Source organism: Thermaurantimonas aggregans (genome assembly GCF_003851885.1).
GTDB lineage: Bacteria > Bacteroidota > Bacteroidia > Flavobacteriales > Schleiferiaceae > Thermaurantimonas > Thermaurantimonas aggregans.
Genome location: NZ_BHZE01000026.1, coordinates 1 through 16,900, shown reverse-complemented (window position 1 = coordinate 16,900; position 16,900 = coordinate 1). Strand labels below are relative to the sequence as shown.

General features: G+C 41.3%; 19 protein-coding genes. 15 read left to right on the top strand and 4 right to left on the bottom strand.

Annotated features, from left to right (window positions below; translation table 11 throughout):
• Window positions 1–22: 22 nt before the first annotated feature.
• Window positions 23–526, bottom strand: coding sequence for an RNA polymerase sigma factor (locus EIP89_RS10315; RefSeq protein WP_124398604.1), 504 nt, complete (start codon window positions 524–526; stop codon window positions 23–25).
• 248 nt (window positions 527–774) lie between these two features.
• Window positions 775–1,662 carry a MerR family transcriptional regulator gene (locus EIP89_RS10310; RefSeq protein ID WP_124398603.1) on the bottom strand — a complete coding sequence of 296 codons (888 nt, stop codon included), beginning with the start codon at window positions 1,660–1,662 and terminating at the stop codon, window positions 775–777.
• 260 nt (window positions 1,663–1,922) lie between these two features.
• On the opposite strand from EIP89_RS10310, the gene EIP89_RS10305 reads away from it, so the two are divergent.
• The 14 genes from EIP89_RS10305 (at window position 1,923) to EIP89_RS10240 (ending at window position 12,906) form a co-directional block, all read left to right on the top strand.
• On the top strand, window positions 1,923–3,344 hold the full coding sequence (locus tag EIP89_RS10305) for an MBL fold metallo-hydrolase (protein ID WP_124398602.1): 1,422 nt from the start codon (window positions 1,923–1,925) through the stop codon (window positions 3,342–3,344).
• Between the two features lie 135 nt (window positions 3,345–3,479).
• Window positions 3,480–4,883 carry an MBL fold metallo-hydrolase gene (locus EIP89_RS10300; RefSeq protein ID WP_124398601.1) on the top strand — a complete coding sequence of 468 codons (1,404 nt, stop codon included), beginning with the start codon at window positions 3,480–3,482 and terminating at the stop codon, window positions 4,881–4,883.
• Window positions 4,884–4,942: 59 nt separating this feature from the next.
• Window positions 4,943–5,743, top strand: a complete 801-nt coding sequence (locus EIP89_RS10295) for a sulfite exporter TauE/SafE family protein (protein ID WP_124398600.1) — start codon at window positions 4,943–4,945, stop codon at window positions 5,741–5,743.
• A 13-nt stretch (window positions 5,744–5,756) separates the two neighbouring features.
• Window positions 5,757–6,044, top strand: a complete 288-nt coding sequence (locus EIP89_RS10290) for a rhodanese-like domain-containing protein (RefSeq protein ID WP_124398599.1) — start codon at window positions 5,757–5,759, stop codon at window positions 6,042–6,044.
• Window positions 6,045–6,049: 5 nt separating this feature from the next.
• Window positions 6,050–6,394: a rhodanese-like domain-containing protein gene (locus tag EIP89_RS10285; RefSeq protein WP_174706052.1), complete on the top strand. Its 345-nt coding sequence runs from the start codon at window positions 6,050–6,052 to the stop codon at window positions 6,392–6,394.
• A 239-nt stretch (window positions 6,395–6,633) separates the two neighbouring features.
• The gene (locus EIP89_RS10280; protein ID WP_124398597.1) at window positions 6,634–7,476 is read left to right on the top strand and encodes a universal stress protein; all 843 of its coding nucleotides are present in this window, start codon (window positions 6,634–6,636) and stop codon (window positions 7,474–7,476) included.
• Window positions 7,466–8,038: a YeeE/YedE family protein gene (locus EIP89_RS10275; RefSeq protein ID WP_218019364.1), complete on the top strand. Its 573-nt coding sequence runs from the start codon at window positions 7,466–7,468 to the stop codon at window positions 8,036–8,038. Before EIP89_RS10280 ends, EIP89_RS10275 begins: the two co-directional genes overlap by 11 nt.
• A gap of 26 nt (window positions 8,039–8,064) precedes the next feature.
• Window positions 8,065–8,478 (top strand): DUF6691 family protein, encoded by a 414-nt coding sequence (locus EIP89_RS10270; RefSeq protein ID WP_124398596.1) that lies wholly within the window; start codon window positions 8,065–8,067, stop codon window positions 8,476–8,478.
• Between the two features lie 15 nt (window positions 8,479–8,493).
• Window positions 8,494–9,519, top strand: coding sequence for a c-type cytochrome (locus EIP89_RS10265; protein ID WP_124398595.1), 1,026 nt, complete (start codon window positions 8,494–8,496; stop codon window positions 9,517–9,519).
• 33 nt (window positions 9,520–9,552) lie between these two features.
• Window positions 9,553–9,984: a DsrE family protein gene (locus EIP89_RS10260; RefSeq protein WP_124398594.1), complete on the top strand. Its 432-nt coding sequence runs from the start codon at window positions 9,553–9,555 to the stop codon at window positions 9,982–9,984.
• Between the two features lie 28 nt (window positions 9,985–10,012).
• Window positions 10,013–11,437: an OprD family outer membrane porin gene (locus EIP89_RS10255; RefSeq protein ID WP_124398593.1), complete on the top strand. Its 1,425-nt coding sequence runs from the start codon at window positions 10,013–10,015 to the stop codon at window positions 11,435–11,437.
• 151 nt (window positions 11,438–11,588) lie between these two features.
• Window positions 11,589–11,780: a hypothetical protein gene (locus EIP89_RS10250; protein WP_124398592.1), complete on the top strand. Its 192-nt coding sequence runs from the start codon at window positions 11,589–11,591 to the stop codon at window positions 11,778–11,780.
• Window positions 11,777–12,010 carry a SulP family inorganic anion transporter gene (locus EIP89_RS10245; protein WP_124398591.1) on the top strand — a complete coding sequence of 78 codons (234 nt, stop codon included), beginning with the start codon at window positions 11,777–11,779 and terminating at the stop codon, window positions 12,008–12,010. The genes EIP89_RS10250 and EIP89_RS10245 overlap by 4 nt, the downstream gene beginning before the upstream one ends.
• 326 nt (window positions 12,011–12,336) lie before the next feature.
• Window positions 12,337–12,906, top strand: coding sequence for a SulP family inorganic anion transporter (locus EIP89_RS10240; protein ID WP_124398590.1), 570 nt, complete (start codon window positions 12,337–12,339; stop codon window positions 12,904–12,906).
• 166 nt (window positions 12,907–13,072) lie between these two features.
• On the opposite strand, the gene porQ is transcribed toward EIP89_RS10240, so the two are convergent.
• The gene (gene porQ, locus EIP89_RS10235) at window positions 13,073–14,131 is read right to left on the bottom strand and encodes a type IX secretion system protein PorQ (protein WP_124398589.1); all 1,059 of its coding nucleotides are present in this window, start codon (window positions 14,129–14,131) and stop codon (window positions 13,073–13,075) included.
• 40 nt (window positions 14,132–14,171) lie between these two features.
• The gene (locus tag EIP89_RS10230; protein WP_124398588.1) at window positions 14,172–15,566 is read right to left on the bottom strand and encodes a dipeptidase; all 1,395 of its coding nucleotides are present in this window, start codon (window positions 15,564–15,566) and stop codon (window positions 14,172–14,174) included.
• 150 nt (window positions 15,567–15,716) lie between these two features.
• Here EIP89_RS10230 and EIP89_RS10225 point away from each other — a divergent pair.
• Window positions 15,717–16,900: HAMP domain-containing protein (locus EIP89_RS10225; protein WP_124398587.1), on the top strand; the 1,184-nt coding region annotated here is incomplete at its 3' end.

Here is a 16,900-nt window from a genome sequence, read left to right as displayed (position 1 = left end):
TGTGCTTTGCGATGAAACGTTTTTATCGATAATCTTTTAAGCGCTCCATCATCTTCTTCCTTGCCAGAAATATTCTGCTTTTTACTGTACCCAAAGGTATGTTCATGATCTCGGCAATTTCTTCGTATTTGTATCCGTTGTAGTACATCATAAATGTCTCTAAATATACTCGATCAATGTCTTCTATTCGCTTCATTAAATATTCCATGTCTAAGTTTTTATCAGAATACACCTCTTTATCGCGGGGTGATTGACTGATAAAGAACTTATTGTCCGTTTCGTCAATAAAAGTATTCTGAAATTTCTTTTTTCGATACTGATTTATAAAAGTATTTTTCATAATCGTATAGAGCCAACCCTTGATATTGGTGCCCTCTTCATACTTGTCCTTATTTTTGATCGCTTTAAAAAAGGTCTCCTGAATCAAATCTTTGGCATCATCGATGTCTTTTGTAAGTTTCATAGCCAGCTGGTGCAGGAAGGAGCGATGAGACGATATCAGATTGGTAAACTCAAGAGTTGACATAGCATGTTTGTTTAATATTTTATGCTACAAAGTTAAACAAAGAATCGATACATGCAAGTGTTTTGTTTAATTTTTTTTGCTATTACTTAAACAAAAAATGTATTTATTTGACAATTAACATAATAATTATTTACATGTAGGTACATTTATAATAATTTTTAAACGATTAACCTATATTATTCTGCCATCAGTACTAAACCTGCACAGATGACTTGCTCAAAGACAGAAAATTTGTAACGAATGACTAATTAAAAAGAATCGCAGATTGACTCTACGGACGGATGGATGTGAAAACGTTCCTTATTGAAATTCAGATCGGTAACATTTTGCACTTGATAACCAGTAAAATGGAACCAGCAGTCGTTTTCACCAAACAATTCATCCAGCTTTTTTATGTAGTCTTCGACTTCTTCTGAAAAAGGATTTGAGGTAAAAATGGATATAAAAAGGCGTCTACCGGTTTTATCAAAAAGTTCTTTAAGGTTTTCAGCCGGTACTGATTGCCCGAGATAAAGTACCCGGTAGCCTTTTTTCTTCAATGTATAATATATGTAGAGCAAGCTGAGCTCATGAAGTTCATTATCAGGTAAGTATAATACAATGGGTTCGGTGTCAGGTTTCGGTGTAACGATCATTTGATCGATTGCTGCAAAGAGTTTTTGCTTGATCAGATTTGAAATAAAGTGCTCATGAGCAATGGAAATAGAGTTGGTTTGCCATAAAATACCTATTTCAGCAATGAATTTGCCAAGGATTTGGGTAAAGGTTACATCTGGGCCGAAGGTAAAGAAGCACTGGCCGAGGATTTTTTCGAAATACTCCACATCAAAGTCGATCATGGCCATTTTAAGGCCATTGATTTGGGCTTCGTATTCACCTCTGTAGCGTGAGTATTCAAGCACTAAGGCTTGAATTTCTTCATTGCTAAGCTGTGATATTTTGCTGATCTTAATACCCTTTTTTATTAAAACACTGATATTGAGTAGCTTTTTCAGATCGCTATCGAGGTAATAGCGAATATTTGTTTCAGTCCTTTTGGGAGTAATCAGTTTGTATCGCTGCTCCCAAATACGAATAGTATGGGCTTTAATTCCTGATAATTGCTCTAAATCTTTAATGGAGTATCGATTGGTCATTTAACAAACTACACGCATTAATCCGACAAAAGTAGTAGTGTTTAATTTTAAACACACTTATATTAAACAATTTAAATTCATTCAAAGTAACCTGTCAACGGTTGAAATGTTGACAGATTGATTCATTTTTTTAAATATCTCATTTGTCACAGATTGGGCTGATAAAAGTTAGCATCTAATGTGATGATTACCACTGCACACCATATGGCAATTGACCGATTTTTGTTCACGAAAATTTAACAATTAAAATCAAAAAGACCATGGTAGTAGAACAGATTTATACAGGATGCCTTGCCCAAGGTGCATATTACATCGAAAGTGAAGGAGAGGCCGCCGTCATAGACCCTCTTCGGGAGGTACATCCTTACATCGAAAGAGCTTCCAAGTCGGGAGCACGTATTAAATATGTGTTTGAAACACATTATCATGCTGATTTCGTTTCAGGCCACGTTGATCTAAGCAAAAAAACCGGAGCGAAAATCGTTCTTGGTCCGGTATTGATTGAACCTGGTTACGACGCCTACATTGCCAAGGATGGTGAGGAATTTCAACTCGGAAAAGTCAAAATTCGCCTTATTCACACACCAGGTCATACCATGGAGAGCAGCTGCTACCTGCTTATCGATGAAAATGGAAAAGAAACAGCACTTTTTACTGGCGATACCCTTTTCATCGGTGATGTAGGTCGTCCGGATCTTGCTCAAAAAGTGGTAGAAGATCTTACTCCGGAGAAGTTAGCCTCACATCTTTACGACTCCATTCATAAAAAAATTCTTCCCCTTCCTGATCATTTGATAGTATATCCGGCTCACGGGGCTGGTAGCCCTTGCGGAAAGAAGATGAGCAAAGAGACATCCGATACACTTGGCAATCAAAAGAAAACCAATTACGCACTCGATCCCAAACTTACACGTGAGCAGTTTATCGCCAAACTGCTCGAAGGTCTTACACCCCCTCCAGGTTACTTCCCGGCCAACGTTTTGATGAATGTGAAAGGCTACGAGTCTATTGACAATGTTTTTGAAAAGGCCAAAAGAGCACTTGATCCCAAGGAGTTTGAAATAGTAGCCACTGAAACGCGGCCTGTTATTCTGGATACGCGCAGTGCCGACGATTTTGCTAAGGGACACGTCCCCAACTCTATCAACATCGGTCTCGACGGCAGCTTTGCTATTTGGGTGGGTACACTCATTCCAGATGTCACTACACCTCTGCTGCTCGTATGCGACCAAGGCCGCGAAGAAGAGGCTATTACTCGCTTGGCTCGCGTTGGTTTTGACAATGTAGTTGGCTATCTAAAAGGCGGTATTGAAGCTTGGAAGAACGCAGGTTTTGAAATCGACACCGTTGAACAAGTGACCGCTGAAGAACTCGCTGAACTTTATGCTAAAGAAGACATCAACATAGTAGATGTGCGCAAAAACAGCGAATACAACAGCGAGCACGTAGTAGAGGCCATGGTAGCTCCGCTCGACTACATCAACGATAGCATGAAGCTGCTCAACCCCGAAAAGAAGTACTACGTGCACTGTGCCGGCGGCTATCGTTCCATGGCGTTTATTTCAATTCTAAAAAGCCGCGGCTACGATAAACTGGTGAATGTAATCGGTGGTTTCAAGGCAATGAAAGAGACCGGAAAGTTCCGCGTAACAGATTATGTTTGCCCAACTACTGAGTTATAATTAACTGATTTACATACACATAATAAAACCACTTGCTAAAAGTGCAGGTGGTTTTTTCTTTTGTAACATAAGTACCAAAAACATGATTAAAATCAGCCTGACATTTGCAAAAGAAATTTAAAAACAAAGAGAACTATGTTTTTTCAGCACGTTTACGATAAAACTCTAGCACAAGCAAGCTACGTAATCGGATGTCAGGCAGCAGGTGTTGCTGCAGTAATTGACCCTCGTAGGGATGTAGATGTATATCTCGAGATTGCAAAAGCCAATAAGTTTAAGATTACCCACATCTTCGAAACACACATTCACGCCGATTTCCTTTCAGGAAGCCGTGAATTAGCCCAGCTTACAGGAGCTCAAATTTATCTGAGCGACGAAGGTGGTGCCGACTGGCAATATCAATTTCCACATGTAGGGCTCAAAGATGGAGATGAGATTATGGTGGGTAATCTGAAAATCAAAGTGATGCATACACCAGGTCACACTCCTGAGCACATCAGCTTTCTGCTTACTGATACCCCTGCCAGCCCTGAACCTGTAATGATTTTCACTGGCGACTTTGTGTTTGTAGGTGATGTAGGAAGACCCGACTTACTCGAAAAAGCTGCTGGTCAAACAGGCACACAACGTGCAGGTGCTGAGCAGATGTATGAATCACTGAAAAAATTTGCTGCTCTTCCCGACTTCGTACAAGTATGGCCTGGCCATGGTGCAGGTTCAGCCTGTGGTAAAGCCCTAGGTGCTGTACCCAGCTCTACCGTAGGTTATGAAAAAATGCGCAACTGGGCTTTCCGCTACATGAACGATAAAGAAGGTTTCATCAGCTACCTTCTGGCAGACCAACCAGAGCCTCCTCGCTACTTCGCTATGATGAAGAAGCTCAACAAAGTAGAGAGAGCTCTTGTAACTGAAGTGCCAAAGTACAAAAAGTTGAGCGACAGTGAGTTTATAGAGGCTTTCAATCAAGGTACTCCTCTGGTAGATACTCGTAATAAGGTTAATTTCGCCAAAGGTTTCATTCCTGGTAGCATCAATATTCAAAACAACAACTCCCTAGCTACTTGGGCAGGTTGGTATCTTGACTACGACAAGCCCTTCATGCTCTTAGCTGCTGAAGATCAGCTGGAAGATATCGCTCGCAAGCTCATGCGAATCGGCCTCGATAATGTAAAAGGCTACATCGATTCTACTGACCCTTACACTAAGAACGGAGGAAAACTGGCAACCGTAGAATTTGTGGAAAAAGAAGAATTAAAGAAACTTATTTCAGCTAACAACATTCAAGTTGTTGACCTTCGCGGTGCCAGCGAATACAAGTCAGGACACATCAAAGGTGCTGACCACGTATTTGTGGGAACTCTCCCCAACAATCTCGATAAAATCAGTAAAGACAAAAAAGTAATCATCCACTGCCAAGGTGGTGACAGAGCCTCTATTGGCTACTCACTGCTCACTAAATATGGATTTAACAACATCGTAAACTACTCTCCAGGCATCAACGAATGGGCTGCTGCCGGCGAGGAGTTAGTTTCTGAATAATCTATTTTCAGGTAAGGCTCTGGTGGCCTTACCTCTTCTTTCCTTAGCAAACAACGACAATGGAAATTCTAGGCTATATAGCTTCAATACTCATCGGAGTATCTCTTGGTCTCATCGGTGGTGGTGGTAGCATTCTCACAGTACCAGTATTAGTATATCTGCTATATGTAGAGCCTGTTGCAGCCACTGCATATTCTCTGTTCATAGTTGGCCTTACTAGCGCTATCGGTTCGTACACCTATTTCAAAAATCAACTGGTAAATGTTCGTACAGCCATAGTTTTTGGCATTCCGTCTATCGTAGCTGTATTCGCTACAAGAGCCTACATTGTGCCAGCTATACCAAAAGAGGTATTTGCCATTGGGGATTTTGTAGTGACTAAAAGTCTTTTACTCATGCTGCTCTTTGCTGTACTAATGATTGCTGCATCGTACAGCATGATTAAGAAGGAAAATCCTAATAAAACAGGCGAGAGTGAAAGTGGAAAACAAGAGTTTAACTATCCCCTCATACTGCTTGAAGGTACAGTAGTTGGCATTCTTACAGGTATGGTTGGAGCCGGCGGTGGCTTTTTAATCATCCCAGCACTTGTAGTGCTTAGTAAGTTGCCCATGAAAGAAGCCGTAGGTACTTCATTGGTAATTATTGCAGCTAAATCGTTGATCGGCTTTTTTGGCGAAAGCAGTGAAACACCCATGAATTGGCCTCTGATTCTGATGGTATCAGGTATGGCTATAGTTGGTATTCTGATTGGTAGCGCTCTTTCGAAAAAGATCGACGGAAAGAAACTCAAACCCGCCTTTGGCTGGTTTGTACTCGTAATGGGTATTTATATCATTTTAAAAGAAACATTAAAATAAATTCCTAATAAAAATGACAGAGACAGTAAATCTCAAAGAAATCATCAACCAAGAAGGCACCCTTCTGGTAGATGTACGTAGTCCATATGAATTTATGGAAGGTTCTGCTCGCAATGCGATCAACATTCCTGTAGACCAGATTCCTTACCACCTTTCTGAGTTTCAAAACAGAAAAAATATCGTAGTATTCTGCCGCTCAGGAAACCGCAGCGAAATGGCTAAGCAAATTCTCAATAGCTACGGAATTAAAAATGTATACAATGCCGGTACATGGCAAGATGTGTTGAGAAATCAATATTAATTGCGATGAAAAAAATTGTTTTCGCATCCATTTTCACCTTATTAGCCGTTGTAACTGCTTTTGGCCAAAAGCAGCAAGGTGAAATAGATTATCGCAAAGCACTTCTTGTAGATGTACGCACACCACAAGAATTTGCTGAAGGTACAGCTAAAGGCGCAATTAACATTCCACTGCACGAAATACAAGCGCGCATCAATGAATTTAAAACCGACAAGCCGATTGTAGTTTTCTGCAGAAGTGGCGCCAGAAGTGCACGTGCTGAGCAAATACTGAGACAAAACGGAATCACCAACGTGACAAACGGTGGAACCTGGCTCGATGTAGACCGAAAGGTTAAGGGCCAGAAGTAAAAAGTAAAAAGCTCTTTTATTAGGGGGTTTAATAACAAAAAGCCGGCTAAATGCCGGCACTTTTTTGTCATACGTTAAAAAAAATACTTTGCTTAGATAAAACAAATTTAGACGTTAAAATCGATAAAAAATTATTAACTGTTTTGAATAGCTATTTTACTTTAGCTTAATAAACAAAATCAATCATGAATAGCATGAATTAAACTTTAATTCAATTAAAAACAAAACTTTTCAAAACAATGAAACCAGTAAAAATTCTGATTCCTTCCGACTTTTCCATTCAATCAGAATATGCCTATATTCTGGTGAAAAAGTTGGAAGAAAAACTTCCGGTGGAGATTCACTTCATTCATATACTCAATACACCGGAATCTGTAAGCATTGATGAAAATGGAAAAATTACAACATGTGGTGATATTGCGCCAACCTTTGTACAAAAACAGTACGACCTGGCTGTTCAAAAATTTGAAGAACTTAAAAAGCGCCTTGAAGGCAACATTCATACACACATTCGCTCCGGAAAAATCACAGAAGGTATCATCTCCTTTGCAGAGAAAAATGGCTTTGATTTAATAGCCATGGGTACCAAAGGCGTGGAAGGTCTGCGCGATAAAATAGGTGGAACTGAGACCCAATTAGTAGTGCGCAAATCGAAGGTACCAGTGCTGTCTTTGAGTTGTGATCGCAGCCAACTTGAGATCAAAAACATACTCTTTGTACACGATTTTCTGGCTGAAGAGGATTTTGACATAAGTCTTATGAAGCGCATAAGAGAAGCTTTTCAGTGTAAAATTCACTTGCTGCACATTCTGACATCGCGCTCTAAAACCCATGAATCACAAGAGCTAAAGAAAAAAATGGAAAGCTTTGCGAAAGAAAATCAACTAGAAAATTATTCCATTAATGTACTGAAAGATACAGATGTAGAGCATGGGGTGTTCCACTTCGACCAAATGCATTCTATGGATATTATTTGCCTTGGAACACATGGAAAAGGAAGTCTTTTTTACTCAAGCGTAGCAGAAAAATTAATAAATCACATGTATAAACCCTTCATAACCTTCAGACTCTATGAAAAATAGCTTTGTTGACTTTATAATGAGCCCCTGGCCGTGGTGGTTTTCTGGTGGTTTGATAGCAGCCACAATGTTTGCCCTCTTGTTTTTTGGGAAGCAATTTGGCTTTTCATCTAATCTCAGGACGATTTGTACCATTGCTGGTGCCGGTAAAAAAGTGAAATTTTTTGACTTCGACTGGAAATCACAAGCTTGGAATTTGATGTTCCTTACCGGGTCGATCATTGGCGGTTACGTTGCAAAAAACTTTTTAAGTTATCAAGAGGAGCCGGTAGACATCTCACCAAAAACCATTGAGCGATTGGCAGAAATGAACTTTCAAGCTCCTACAGGTATGCAGCCCTCTGAGCTTATGGACTGGAGCAATGTTTTAACAATCAAGGGATTCCTGATTCTTGCCCTCGGAGGTCTAATGATAGGATTTGGTTCGCGCTATGCGGGAGGTTGTACCTCAGGGCACGCAATTTCCGGATTGAGCAACCTACAGCTTCCTTCGCTGGTAGCTGTTATAGGTTTCTTCATCGGCGGCCTACTAATGACACATCTCATTTTACCCATATTGTTTTAAAAACCCCTAAAACCTACTACCTCGCTATGAAATACCTAAAATTTTTACTCGCTGGAGTTTTCTTTGGAATTATCATGGCCAAGTCGGAGGCCATCTCGTGGTACAGAATTTTTGAAATGTTTCACTTCGACGCCTTCCACATGTACGGCATTATCGGAACCGCTGTAACATTGGGTGCATCAGGCGTCTGGATCATTAAAAAGTTCAAAATCCGCGATATCGAAGGCAACCCTATAACCTTCTTCCCAAAGGATAAAACCTACAAGCGCTACATATTTGGAGGTACCATTTTCGGACTTGGATGGGCACTGAGCGGTGCTTGTCCTGGGCCTATGGTAGTAAACATTGGCTACGGTTATTTGCCCTTCATCATTGTTTTTGCCTTTGCCGTAATTGGCACATATTTATATGGTTATCTACAAGACAAACTTCCTCATTAATAATTACTTATAGCAATGAGCACAACTAGAATAATTGCTTGGCTGATGGTGCTTGTCACCGTAGTGGCCCTAATCGTTGTGTGGGTCGAAAATTCAAAGGGCGAAGCTACGACCACATCGGAGGTACCCGCTACAGAACAACAGGTTCAGACTGCCACGGCCGAAGAGCTGTGGCTGGCACCTGATCCTGAAAAAATTACAGATGAAGCACAACGCGAACTTGTTTTGTATGGAAAAGATTTAATCGCTCATACCGCCAAGTACCTCGGACCCAATGGCTCAGTGGCACAGCTAACCAATGGAATGAACTGTCAAAACTGCCATCTCGAAGCCGGGACAAAACCGTGGGGAAATAATTATGGCTCAGTAGCATCAACCTATCCCAAATTCAGAGCCCGTAGTGGCGGTATGGAAGATATTTACAAGCGTGTATCCGATTGCTTCGAAAGAAGTTTAAACGGAAAAGCACCCGATACCAATAGTCGCGAAATGCAAGCCATAAAAGCATATATCGAGTTCCTAGGCACCAACGTGAAAAAAGGCGAAAAAGCTCCGGGATCAGGCCTGAAAGAGTTTGCGATGCTCGACAGACCTGCCGACCCTGCACGCGGCAAAATTGTGTATGAACAAAAGTGTCAGAGCTGTCATCAAGCTGATGGACAAGGTTTAAAGCATCCTGATGGAGTAGAATATCTCTATCCACCTCTTTGGGGCAAAAATTCATACAACGATGCAGCCGGTCTGTACCGCATAACAAATTTTGCTAAATACGTGAAATTTAACATGCCCCTCGGAGCTAGCCACACCATGCCTTTGCTGACCGATGAAGAGGCATGGGATGTAGCTGCCTTTGTGAATTCACAGCCACGCCCGCACAAAAAAGTTCCGAAAGACTGGCCTGACATTAGCAAAAAACCCGTGGATCACCCCTTTGGCCCATACAAGGATACCTTCAGCGAACAACAACACAAGTTTGGCCCCTGGCAACCCATCATTGCTTTTTACAAAGATTTGGAAGCTACATCACAGAAAAAACAGTAATGTTTTCATGACATTTGTATAAATTTTTGACCAATGAAAAAGTTTTTGTTTCCTTTTGTTCTTCTATCGTTTTTAGTAAATCCCGCTTTTGCTCAGAAAAAGAACAAGAAATCCGAAGAACCATTGAAAATCATATTTCAACTGACTACCGATGATACACTGGCTCACAAAGCCTTGATGAAACAGCTCTCTAACATCACAAGTGTAGAGCCGGGAGTACAGATCGAAGTAGTGTGCCACGGACCAGGTTTAACCCTCTTACAAAAATCAAAATCCACCCAAAAAGCAAAAGTCGCAGAGTTTGCCGGAAAAGGAATTTCTTTTAAAGCATGTGAATTCTCCATGTCAGAACGCAACGTGCCAAAAGAAGACATCTTAGACGAAGCAGGATTCGTAAAAGCAGGCATAGTGCACATCGTACGCAAACAGCGTGAAGGCTGGAATTACATCAAATCTGGTTTTTAAAAGACTTTAAAAATTCTTTTTAAGATTGATGAGAATATTTCCGTTTGGGAAAGCGGTTATTTTTTTGCTCCTGTCTCAGACAGTTTTTGCTCAACATCAAGACATTCTCGAAAAACCCAATATCTGGAAAGGCCCGGAAAGAAACCCAAAAAATCAGAATTCACCGTTAAATGCGTTCAAAAACGGTACAATTCACGGGCATTTCCGATACTTCTACAGCCATACTGACAACAATGGGCCATTGAGTACCTTTTTTGCCAATGCCTTTGGCGGTGGATTTAAATACGAAAGCGCACCTTATAAAAACTTCCAATATGGTTTAGGTGGGTTTTATATCTTCAATCTGCATTCTTCACCCATGGATCGGGTAGATTCTTTGAGCAACAAAGGCAGCCGTTACGAGCTTGAACTCTTCGACATTACCGACCCTCACAACAGACACGAAATGGACAGACTCGAGGAGTTTTATGTAAAATACAATTTTGGTAATCAGTCATCAGTCAAGGTAGGCCGACAGCTCATCAATACCCCCTTTATCAACCTTCAGGACGGCAGAATGCGTCCTACAGCTATTCAGGGTATATGGAGTGAGATAAACGAATCTGAAAGTTTTTCAGTAGATGCTGGTATTTTCAATGCCATTTCTCCTCGAAGTACCATTTCGGTTTACAAAATCGGTGAATCCATAGGATTGTTTCCACAGGGGTTTGATGAAAATGGACATCCTAATCACTATCACGATCATGTAAACGCTCAATTTGTTGCCCTTGCCGGATTGTTATATCACCCAAAGAAGTTTCTTCAAATTTCGAATTGGCACATGCTAATCGAAAATGTAATGTATTCAACTTTTGTACAGGTTGATGCATTCACCCCCACGCGATTCGGAAATCTGTTTGGAGCATTTCAAGGGATCTACCAGCAAGCTGTAGGAAAGGGCGGTAGCTCAGACCCTCAATACCGTTACATCCCCATCAATCATACAGCTGCTACCTTTGGATTACGAGCTGGTCTGGACCTTGACAAATTTCAATTTTCTTTGAATTACAACCGCATTACCGATCAAGGCAGGTTTATCATGCCAAGAGAATGGGGGCGAGAACCCTTCTTCACTTTTATACCTCGTGAGCGAAACGAAGGCGCCGGCGATGTACATGCCTATGCCTTAAAAATAACCTATGAACCTTCGGAATCTTGGATTATCGCATTTCATTCAGGATACTTTAACTTACCAGACATAGACAATGTTCGGCTAAACAAATACAAAATGCCCTCTTATTACCATATAAATTTAGATGTTTATCATGAATTTAAAGGCGTTTTAGAGGGTTTGGATATGCATTTGCTAATCACCTCTAAAATCAACGCTCAAGAAAAACCTTTGACCCCCGATCTCGAAATAAACAGAGTAAACATTATGCTCTACAACGCAGTAATAAATTATCATTTCTAAAAGTTTATTAAAGCTATTAATCGATTTTCAGATTGTTCAATAAATTTCTTTTTATTTTGAAACATTGTATTGAAAATTCTAAAATTCATTGATTTAATCCACGAAAAAGATCCTTCTGGAAGATGTAAGGTTAGGGTTTCAGATTTTTCTTTTGGCGCTGCCTCTTAGCCTTGGAATCGCCAAAACCAGTGGATATCCACCAGGTATGTGTATACTCACGGCTATAGTGGGCGGTCTAAGTACTTCGTTCTTTCGCGTGACAGAATTAAGCATCAATATACGAGCGGCAGGGGTTATCACCGTAGCCGCTGCTGCTATGACCGACTTTGGCAGCTATGAATGAGCTTGGAGCTCTGTGTCTGCCATTGTATTGATGGCTCAATTCAGGTGTTAAAAGGTGCAGCTAAGCTTGGAGGTGTGAGCGATTTATTTCCTGAAACCGCAGTGCACGGCATGTTGACAGCTCTCGGACTTATCATCATCATTAAACATATTCCCGTACTACTGGGTTTTAATACCATTCTCAACCATTCATTTGATCTCTTTGCACTGTTAAAAAATCTGCCAACTTAGATAAAAGTTTTTTAACCACATATAGTTAGTATTGGTTTGGTTAGTTTGCTGATATTAACTGTCTATCCGTATTTAAAATCTCCCTTATTCGTACAATATCGGCATCTGTTTGGGTACTTTTTGGTGCCATACCATTCTCCATGATTTGGGATTTAAAGTCGAATGATCTGTCTTTTGACCTTATATATATCGGCAATTTTTGGGATTCCATTTTGATTAGCCCTCGCATTAGCGAAATAAACAATTTTTTGTTTTGGAAATACTTCACAATGTTTCTTTTCGTCATTAGGATCAAATCCTTACATACGGTCAAAGCACTCGAATAGATCGATTCACTCAAGCGCAAGGTTCACACAAATGGTGATTTGATAGGTCAAAGAGCAGTTAACATCGCCTCTGGACTCATGGGGGGACTACCGATAATTTCAGAAATAGTACGTAGTTCAGCCATTATTGCTTTAGGTGCCGTGAGTAAGTGGTCTAACTTTTTTCATGGATTCTTTCTTTTGCTTGTAATGTTGTTTTTAATACCTATTATCGAATGGATTCCGAATGCCGCTTTAGCTGCGCTGCTAATATATGCCGGTTATAATCTGGCATCTTTCAAACACTTCATTCACGTCTACAGTATTGGCAAGGGGCAATTTTTCATTTTTTTGACCATCATATTTTTTACTTTATTTGAGGACTTGCTCGTAGGTGTAGCAGCAGGAATGCTGGTAAAAATCGGTATTGAATTTTATTTAGGTCTGAAGTTGAAATATATCTTTAAAACATCCTTTCTTATAAAAGAATTTCCTAATGAAACGGTAGTGCACTTACAGGAAGCCGCTATTTTTTCACACAGAAATACACTAAAAAAAATATTGAATTCTAATATTGAATTCTATAGATAGCAATCGAATGATCAGAATCGATTTATCTGAAGTAAAAATAATAGACCATTCTTTTTGGTCATGCTCGATACAATGACTAAAACAGGATTTGCAGGAAGACTGACAGTGAGTGGATTAGACAAACACAGAGCATTGTCAGACCATTATCTTTCCACAAAAGTTTATGTCAGTAAGTAAGTGGTTGCTTTTTTTTGAAATCACCAAACTGTGTTGTGATGCTAAAAAGATTGGCTGCCCCGCTCACGTGATACACCCCACGCGAATACTGAATCATAAACTTACTGACTTTAAAGCCTAATCCAAAAGTAAGCCCAGCCGAGGATCGGCGGGTGTTCATGCGCAGTTCTTGCTGCATTCGGAAATTATAGCCGATACCAATGTTGAAGCCTTTTGTAGGTGCTAGCTCAGCCCCAAAGCTAAAATGTCGCAATACTTTGTTAGCAATCGTTATATTTTCATCGATCAGTTGGCTCGTAATGGGATCGCGACGAGCATTGGCAGGGTTTATGAAGCTCACATCAGGCCTGTGCAATTGATCAGCAGTAATATGCCAACGCAACGGCAAGTGTCTGAAGCGATTGCTCACACCGATCTGCACATCAAAAGGCAGGCTGCCTCGCTCAGTGGTGTATGGATCCCATTGAAAACCAGCATTTCTGATAAGCAAACTCCACGAGAGCAATTTTTCAGGTATGTAATACGTTATGCCCAGGTCGGTAGCAAGTCCGAAAGAACTGTATTGTTCGTAAGCTGAATTAATAATCTTTAAATTAGCTCCCACATACAAGTTTTCATACACCTTGCGCCCATGACCCAAGGTAATTACCAGGTCTGAAACGTCAAAATCCCCTGTTTGTACGCCAAATTGATTAGCTGCCACAAACTTTCCGTACTGAAAGCTTCTCACGCCCAATGTGAAAGTACCTACTTTCTCAAAGGAGTGAGCATAATTAGCACTACCAATAAAAATATCTGCCGGAAAACTGACGGCATTTAAACTAAGTGAACCGTGTAATTTGCTGTGAATTAACGCCGGATTGAGCAGGGCAAAGTTTACATCGGGCTCCCAGTAGGCTATGGGCAATCTACCCATAGCCACTACGCGAGCCTCTGAGGCAATATTGAGAAATTGAAACACCTCGCGTCCGCCAATTTGCCCTTGCACAGAGGTGAACAGCAAAGTATTAATGCTTGCTATACTTGCAATAAGTTGCCTGAGCCGCATGAATTTTTAAACTGCTATATTCTTCTTTTTATTGCTCAACTTATCGCTCAACTAAACGCACATAATGGTCAAAAAAGAGCGGAATCGTTTCTATTCCAATGAAATAGTTGAACAATCCATAGTGCTCATTGGGCGAGTGAATGGCATCGCTGTCGAGTCCAAAGCCCATCAAAATAGACTTAACGCCCAATTCGCGTTCGAAGAGTGCCACTATAGGGATACTACCACCGCTGCGCACGGGCACCGGTTTCTTGCCAAAAGTAGCTTCCATTGCTTCGCTGGCGGCCTGATATTCAGGGCTATCTAATGGCGATACATAAGGATCGCCCCCATGATGCGGCTTTACCACTACCGAAACACAATCTGGCGCAATGGATTCGAAGTGTTTTTTAAAAAGTTCGGTGATTTTATCGGGATTTTGATTGGGTACTAAACGCATGGAGATTTTTGCATAGGCTTTTGAAGGGATTACCGTTTTTGCTCCTTCGCCCGTATAGCCACCCCAAATGCCATTTACATCGAGCGTAGGACGTATCGACGTGCGCTCGGGTGTGGTGTAGCCCTTTTCGCCCCAAATATTTTTTAGGCCTATGGACTTTTTAAAAGCTTCATCGCTGTGAGGGGCTTGTGCCATCAGTGCGCGCTCTTCGGCCGACAGTTCCACTACATCGTCATAAAAGCCGGGTATTGTGATGTGATTGTTTTCATCGTGAAGCGAGGCAATCATTTTCGCCAAAATGTTGATCGGATTAGGCACTGCACCGCCATAAAGACCTGAATGTAAATCGCGGTTTGGACCGGTCACCTCTACCTCTACATAACTCAACCCGCGCAAACCGGTACATATCGAAGGAATATCGTTGGCTAAAATTCCGGTGTCTGAAATTAAAATCGTATTGCATTTAAGTCGCTCGCGGTTGTGTACAACAAACCAACCGAGATTGGCAGAGCCAACTTCTTCTTCGCCCTCAATCATAAATTTTACGTTGCACGGTAAGGTTCCGGTGGCTATCATTGCTTCAACCGCTTTAATGTGCATGAAAAACTGCCCCTTATCGTCACAAGCACCGCGCGCAAAAATGGCACCTTGTGGGTGTATTTCGGTTTTTTTAATCACGGGATCAAAAGGTCCTGACTCCCATAGATCAAGCGGATCGGGCGGCTGCACATCGTAATGTCCATACACTAATACTGTTGGAAGTGAAGGATCTTTGATGTATTCGCCATATACCACAGGATAGCCGGGAGTTTCACAAACCTCTACGTTTTTAATCCCGGCTTTTTCCAGGTAGTGAGCTGTAAGCTGAGCTGCCTTAATTACCTCTTCTTTATATTTCGGATCAGCACTGACGCTCGGTACGCGCAGTAGCTCCATCAATTCATTTAAAAACCTTTCGCGGTGGGTGTCAATGTACTTTTTGATGTCAGCGTGCATGAATACAAATTTTTGAATTGTGCCAAAGATAGGCAGTTCTGCCATCAGGAAACTACTCTGAGAAACATTTAATCCGCTATGTAGAAATTAAAAAACTTCCCCTATTGCCCTGTAGTCGCGAGCGTATTTTAGAGCACATTTTCAGACGCGATGAAACTTCGGACACGCATTACCCTGTGGTTCACATTCATTACGGGCATTATCCTAATCATGTTTGCCGGCAGTATTTATTTCAGCGCAAGCGCCTCACGCGAAAGAGAATTTTTCAACTACCTCGAAAACGAAGCCATCACCAAGTGTCAATTACTCTTCTCTGCTCATCTTGAGCCCGTTGCACTACAGAAAATGTACAAAAACAATCGCCTTTTGCAAACCGAAGCCGAGGTAGCCATTTACGATACTGCTTTCCGACTTCTGTATCACGACGACGTTGAAATTGATTTTGTAAAAGAAACTCCAGAACTCTTAAAATCCATTTACACCCAAGGCGAAGTCCACTTTTATCAAGAAAACTGGCAGGTAGTCGGCTTAAAATATCAAATTGATGATGCTACCTACTTGATTACCGCAGCGGCATTTGATCGATATGGCTATGCCAAGCAGCGCAGCCTCCTTATCTCAATGATCGCCCTCTCACTGCCTTCTCTCGTTTTGATTTACATAGCCGGCATTTTTCTTTCGAAAAAAGCCTTGGATCCCATCAAAGAAATTACCCAACGTGCCCAGCGAATTACTGCCACCAACCTCGATCAGCGCCTGCCAATCTATTCTAACGGCGACGAACTTGCTGACCTTGCACGCACTTTCAATGAGATGCTCTCTCGCCTCGAAAATTCTTTTGACGCCCAAAAGGCTTTTGTATCCAACATCGCTCACGAGCTCCGAACACCGCTTACTGCCATAATTGCCGACCTCGAATACTTGCTCGCTAAACCACGGTCGCACGATGAGTTACAAAATGCTCTGAAATCTACTCTTGCCGACGCCCAAAAGCTCTCGCGCATGTCGGCAAGTCTTTTAGATTTTGCTAGAGCCAGTTACGATGCCTCTAAAATCGCTTTTAGAAATGTGCGCATCGACGAAATCTTACTTGACGCCCGCAATATGCTTTTGAATGCTCATCCCGATTATTCCGTGGAAATCTCTTATTCCCACGACTTTACTGCTGATTCTGACGACACTCTTACCATTAGAGCAAACGAATATCTGATGAAAATCGCTTTTCTTAACCTTATGGACAATGCATGCAAATTCTCACCCCAACATACATGTCAAGTAAAAATTGCGAGTATTCCCTCTAATGACAAAAATTCAAAACCCCAGCTCATCCTCCA